Origin of the sequence: Clostridium sp. CCUG 7971, assembly GCF_017590215.1 — a bacterium.
GTDB lineage: Bacteria > Bacillota > Clostridia > Peptostreptococcales > Peptostreptococcaceae > Faecalimicrobium.
Window position 1 is genome coordinate 1 of sequence record NZ_JAFFPK010000027.1, and the last position, 5558, is coordinate 5558.

The window sequence follows — 5558 nt, forward strand, 5'->3', positions numbered from 1 at the left end:
TATATAAGTTCCTATTTTTTGCTTTTAGTCTTCTCTTGCAGTTTTTTGGTCATTATGATGGTTATGTCTAGTAACCATAGTTTTAGTACTATATTTCGCTTCACCCTGAGAAGCTATTTTTGCATTAACTTCTGTATTGTTTGCGCCATTAATTCCTAATTCTTTTGCAAATTCTAATTTAGTTTTTTGGTAATCTTCCATTTTTCTTGTACTTGGTCTTTTTCTATGAGTCACAATGCCACATCCTTTTTGATTTTATTTCTTTCTTATTATTTCACCTTTTTAATTTTAAAATTCTTATTATTTTTATATAGATTTTTCAAAATATTTAGATATCAATAAATAAGTGTAGTATAATTTTAATATATAATTAATTTAAATAATAATAAATTGGGGGAATTAGATGAAAGATTTGACTACCGGTGATGAGGGAAAATCCATATTTTTATTTACAATGCCAATGTTAATTGGTAGTTTATTTCAACAATTATATAATACAGCTGATAGTATAATTGTTGGTCAATTTATTGGAAAAGATGCTATGGCTGCAGTGTCTGGTGCTAATCCTATAATGTTTTTACTTACATCTTTACTTTTAGGGATAAGTCTTGGTTTTTCTATATTAATATCTCAATATTACGGCTCTAAAGATATTAAAAATGTTAAAGCTACTATTGATACTACATATATTTTCGTATTCATAACCTCTATTATAATAACTATAATTGGTATTACATGTTCTGGTATTTTATTGAAATTTATGAATACTCCTGATGCCGTATATGAACAGTCTAGGCTATACTTAATAGTAATATTTTTAGGAACATTATTTTCAGCTGGCTATAACTCAGTTAGTGCAATATTAAGAGGACTTGGAGATTCAACTACTCCTCTTTACTTTTTAATAATAGCTACTGTTTTAAATATTTTGTTAGATATATTATTTATTATTAAATTTAACATGGGTGTTGAAGGAGTAGCACTTGCTACAATAATAGCTCAAGGTGTATCTTTTATAATCAGTGTTATTTATCTTAATAAAAAGCATAAGGTATTAAAATTTAGAATTAAAGGAATAGTTTATAATCATAGTATATTTAAAACTGGTCTAAGACTAGGAATACCTAGTGGTATTCAACAAATGCTATTTTCATTTGGAAATATAGCTCTACAGTCTTTAGTTAATGGTTATGGTACATCTGCTATGGCAGCTTTTGGAGCAAGTTCTAGAGTTGAAACATTTATTTCTTTACCTATTATGAATTTAGGTGCTGCTATTTCTACATTTGTTGCACAAAATATGGGTGCTGGCGAAATGAATAGAGTAAAAAATGGTGTACGTTCATCTTTGAAAATGTCTTTAGGAATATCAATATTCGTAATTATTATATTTGTTGTATTTAAAGAAAATTTAATATCTTTATTTAATTCTGATGCCGATGTAATATCTATAGGTTCTTCTTATTTAATGATTACTGGACCATTTTTTGTTTTTATATGTACATCATTTATACTTTCAAGCGCTATAAAGGGTGCTGGTGATTCTCTGTTCGCAATGATAAGTTCTATAGTATCTCTATGGATAGCTAGAATACCTGCTGCTTACTTATTTTCTAAAATATTTGGTGTTAATGGTATCTGGATTGGTATTCCTGTTGGATGGATTATTGGTTTTATAATTACTGTAATTTATTATAAAAAAGGTAAGTGGAAATCAAAATCAGTAGTAAATCACAAAGTGGGTACAACTGACGAATTTTGTGATAGTAACTTTACTACTCCCGAAATTGCTAGCACTAATTATGAATCAGATTAAAAATCCAATATACTTCCTTAAAAAGCTACAGAATAAATATTCAGTAGCTTTTTAATTTTACATATTATTCATTTTCATAAATGTTTTTTCTGGTGTTATAGGAAGTTTATTTACTCTAACTCCCACTGCATTATATATTGCATCTTGTATTGCTGGTGCTGGGCTGTTAACAACAACTTCTCCTATTGACTTAGCTCCAAATGGTCCTGTTGGTTCATGAGTCTCTACAAAATCAACTCTTATTTTACCAACATCACATCTAGCAGGTATTTTATATTGCATAAATGTATTAGTATCCATTTGTCCATTTTCTGTGTATCTAACTTCTTCAAATAAAGCAAGTCCTATTCCCTGAACTATTCCACCTTCTGTTTGTATAGTTGCTAAGTTTTTATTTATAACAGTACCACAGTCAACTACTGCTACATAATCTATTATTTCAACATTTCCAGTTTCTTTATCTGTTTCAGTTTCAACAAATCCTGCTATAAACGGCGGAGGTGAAACTGGACTACCATGAGATGCAAACCCTATTAATTGGTTTTTATTAGGTCCAACTGTAAAATCAGTAGAAATCTCAAATACAGATATACTTTTATCCTGGCATACAACTTTATCTCCATCAAATTCAACGAATTCTTTTTCTACTTCAAGCTTTTCTGCACCTACTGTAATTATCTTATCCCTTAACTGTTGACATGCTTTAACTACGGCCATCCCAGTTACATAAGTTGTAGATGATGCATATGAACCTGGATCGTAAGGAACTATATCAGTATCCGCAGATACTACAGTTATTTTATCCATTGAAACTTCAAGTATATCACACGCCATTTGTGCAAGTATTGTATCGCTTCCCGTTCCCATATCTGTTGAACCTACATATAATGTATAGTTTCCATCATCATTTAATTTAACTTCAACTGATGATGTATCTATATTTGCAATACCAGATCCTTGCATAGTAAGTGCCATACCAACACTTCTTACTTTTCCATTTTTTAAGTCTTTAGATGGATATTTTTCATTCCATCCTATCATTTTTTTTCCTTTTTTAATACAAGCTTCTAAATCAACTGAGTTTATTGCCTTATTATAAGCAAAAGCAGTTTCGCCTTCTTTTACTATATTTTTAAGTCTTAGTTCAGTTGGATCCATATTTAATTTATTAGCTAGCATATTTACTGTTGATTCAACTGCAAAACAACCTTGAGTAGCTCCATATCCTCTAAATGCTCCAGCTGGCATTTTATTAGTATAAACTACGTAACCTTTAAATCTTGATGCTTCTAATTTATTGTATAAAGGCATTGTTTTTTCTCCAACTAATCCAAATGTTGTTGAAGCATGTTCTCCATATGCCCCTGTATCTGAAAGTGCATCTATATCTATAACTTTTATTACACCATCTTTTGTAGCACCTATTTTTACATTTAATTTCATGGCATGTCTACTATTTGAACAGTTAAAGGTCTCATGTCTATCATAGATTAATTTAGCAGGCTTTTTAGTTTTTAAAGTAACTAGTGCACTAAATATTTCTACACATGCAGTTTGCTTACCACCAAAACCTCCACCTATTCTAGGCTTGATAACTCTTATTTTACTAGATGGCATATTTAAAGCACGTGATAGATGTCTTCTTACATGAAAAGGTATTTGAGTTGAACTAACTACCACTAACCTTCCCATATGATCTAAGTAGTTATATGCTCTATATGTTTCCATCATAGCCTGTGCCTGCGCTTGTGTGTAGTAAGTTTCTTCAACTACTACATCACAAGATTTCATTACTTCTTCTATATTACCTTTTTCATATTTATGAGTTGAAACTATGTTTCTTTCTCTTTGCATTCCTATATCAAAATTGCAATGGCGCTCTTCTTCATGTACTATAACTTTATTATCTATAGCAGTTTCAAAATCTATAACTGCATCTAAAACTTCATATTCTACTTTTATCATTTTAAGCGCTTTATTCGCGCTTTTTTCATCTATTGCAGCCACTATTGCTACTTCATCACCTACATATCTAACTCTATCTTCAAGTATTAATCTATCATATGGAGATGGTTCTGGATATGATTGACCAGCTAGAGTAAATCTAGTACCTGGAACATCTTTATATGTTAATACGCATTCTACTCCAGGAACTAATAATGCTATTTTTGTATCTATATTCTTTATTTTTGCATTAGCATAAGGACTTCTAAGTATTTTTACTATTAAAGCATCCTTAGATGATAAATCATCAGTATAAACTGGTTTCCCCGTTGCGATTGCTAAACCATCAGTTTTTGGTACACTTTTTCCTATTAAACTCATATTACTTTACCCCCAGATAAGTTTTGATTGCTCTTAGCTGACCCATATACCCTGTACATCTACATAGATTTCCAGTTAAATAATGTATTATATCTTCTTCTGTTGGATTTTCTAATTCTTCCTTCATTGCAAGAACAGTCATTATAAATCCTGGTGAACAGAATCCACATTGTTCTGCACCTTCACTTACTAATATCTTAGCAAATTCTTCTGCTTCTTTTTCTAACCCTTCTATTGTTACTATTTCTTTATTTAAAGCTCTAACTGTCAAAGTTGCACAAGATAGCGTTGGCTTTTTATCTATCCATATAGAACAAAGTCCACAACACCCTGTATCACATCCTCTTTTAACACTTAAGTTACCTAATTTTCTAAGTGTATCAACAAGATATTCATCACAATCTATATCAACTTTTCTTTTTTTCCATTTACTTTAAGTTCTACTAACACTTAGATTACCTCCATTATTGCTCTTTTTATAAGTACCTTAGCCATAGCATATCTATATTCTTTAGATGCTCTCATATTAGATCCAAATATTAATTCATCTACTGCAATTTGAGCTGATTTTTCTATGTTTTCTTCAGTTAATTTATTAGATGATAAAAATTTACTAGCACCATTTGCAACTACTGCCCTTTGTGGTCTAGCCCCAACACATATTTTAAATATATCATCTATTTTTGAAACAGATACGTTCACTAATGGATAATCACTTTTAGCATTTCTTAAAGATTTATATGAGGCTTTTTTATTATTTTTCTTTATATAAACTTTAGTTAATAAATCTTTTTCATATTCTTTATTTAAAAACTCATCTAAAGATATTCTTCCACCTTTATATAACTCCACTTCCGTATCTAAAGAAAGTAATGCTACTATTAAATCAGAGAATCCATATTTAGAAAATACAGTCCCTCCTATAGTAACTACATTTCTAAATTGAACACCTATTATATCGGCTACAGAATTTGCTACTATGTCTCCAAAATTATTTTTTATTATAGAACTTGTTTCTAGACTTCTAAAAGTTGTCATAGCACCAATTTCTATATATTCTTCATCTTCTTTTATGTAATCTAATCCTAGGCTAGATAATTCTATACCTGTACCTATTCTTTTTTTCCCCATTCTTAAAAATCCACTACCACCTATTAGTTGATTATTTTTTCTTTTAGTTAGCAATGAGTATGCTTCTTCTACTGTAGTTGGCTGTGCAATATCTATAAGCGTAAACATACTTTCCTCCCTTAATGTATTTATTTTAAACACATATAATTATATCATATCTTGTATTATTTCCTAGATAAAATGCGAATAATAACTAACATTTTTATTATTTTCGTATTTTATGTACGTATTTTTCTTGTTTTTTAATGTGTTTATACCTACTAGGAATTTATAAATTATAAAAATG

Annotated in this window: 5 protein-coding genes; 1 reads left to right on the forward strand and 4 read right to left on the reverse strand. The window is 29.7% G+C overall.

All coding sequences use genetic code 11. The features are described 5' to 3' along the window. Positions 1 to 24: 24 nt before the first annotated feature. Positions 25 to 234: a hypothetical protein gene (locus JWF52_RS03885; protein WP_208332032.1), complete on the reverse strand. Its 210-nt coding sequence runs from the start codon at positions 232 to 234 to the stop codon at positions 25 to 27. 169 nt (positions 235 to 403) lie between these two features. Between JWF52_RS03885 and JWF52_RS03890 the strand changes: the two genes are divergently transcribed. Further along, on the forward strand, positions 404 to 1816 hold the full coding sequence (locus JWF52_RS03890; RefSeq protein WP_208332034.1) for an MATE family efflux transporter: 1413 nt from the start codon (positions 404 to 406) through the stop codon (positions 1814 to 1816). Between the two features lie 57 nt (positions 1817 to 1873). On the opposite strand, the gene JWF52_RS03895 is transcribed toward JWF52_RS03890, so the two are convergent. The 3 genes from JWF52_RS03895 to JWF52_RS03905 are packed head-to-tail and all read right to left on the reverse strand — an operon-like array spanning position 1874 to position 5380. After that, positions 1874 to 4141 (reverse strand): xanthine dehydrogenase family protein molybdopterin-binding subunit, encoded by a 2268-nt coding sequence (locus JWF52_RS03895; RefSeq protein ID WP_208332036.1) that lies wholly within the window; start codon positions 4139 to 4141, stop codon positions 1874 to 1876. Position 4142: 1 nt separating this feature from the next. Continuing rightward, positions 4143 to 4547, reverse strand: coding sequence for a 2Fe-2S iron-sulfur cluster-binding protein (locus JWF52_RS03900; protein ID WP_208332039.1), 405 nt, complete (start codon positions 4545 to 4547; stop codon positions 4143 to 4145). Positions 4548 to 4591: 44 nt separating this feature from the next. After that, complete coding sequence (locus tag JWF52_RS03905) at positions 4592 to 5380, reverse strand: FAD binding domain-containing protein (RefSeq protein WP_208332038.1); 789 nt, start codon at positions 5378 to 5380, stop codon at positions 4592 to 4594. Positions 5381 to 5558 lie beyond the last annotated feature (178 nt).

Excerpts from the sequence above, each read along its gene's own strand:
- JWF52_RS03895 (WP_208332036.1), bottom strand. The coding sequence starts at position 4,141 with ATGAGTTTAATAGGAAAAAGTGTACCAAAAACTGATGGTTTAGCAATC.
- JWF52_RS03890 (WP_208332034.1), top strand. The coding sequence starts at position 404 with ATGAAAGATTTGACTACCGGTGATGAGGGAAAATCCATATTTTTATTT.
- JWF52_RS03905 (WP_208332038.1), bottom strand. The coding sequence starts at position 5,380 with ATGTTTACGCTTATAGATATTGCACAGCCAACTACAGTAGAAGAAGCA.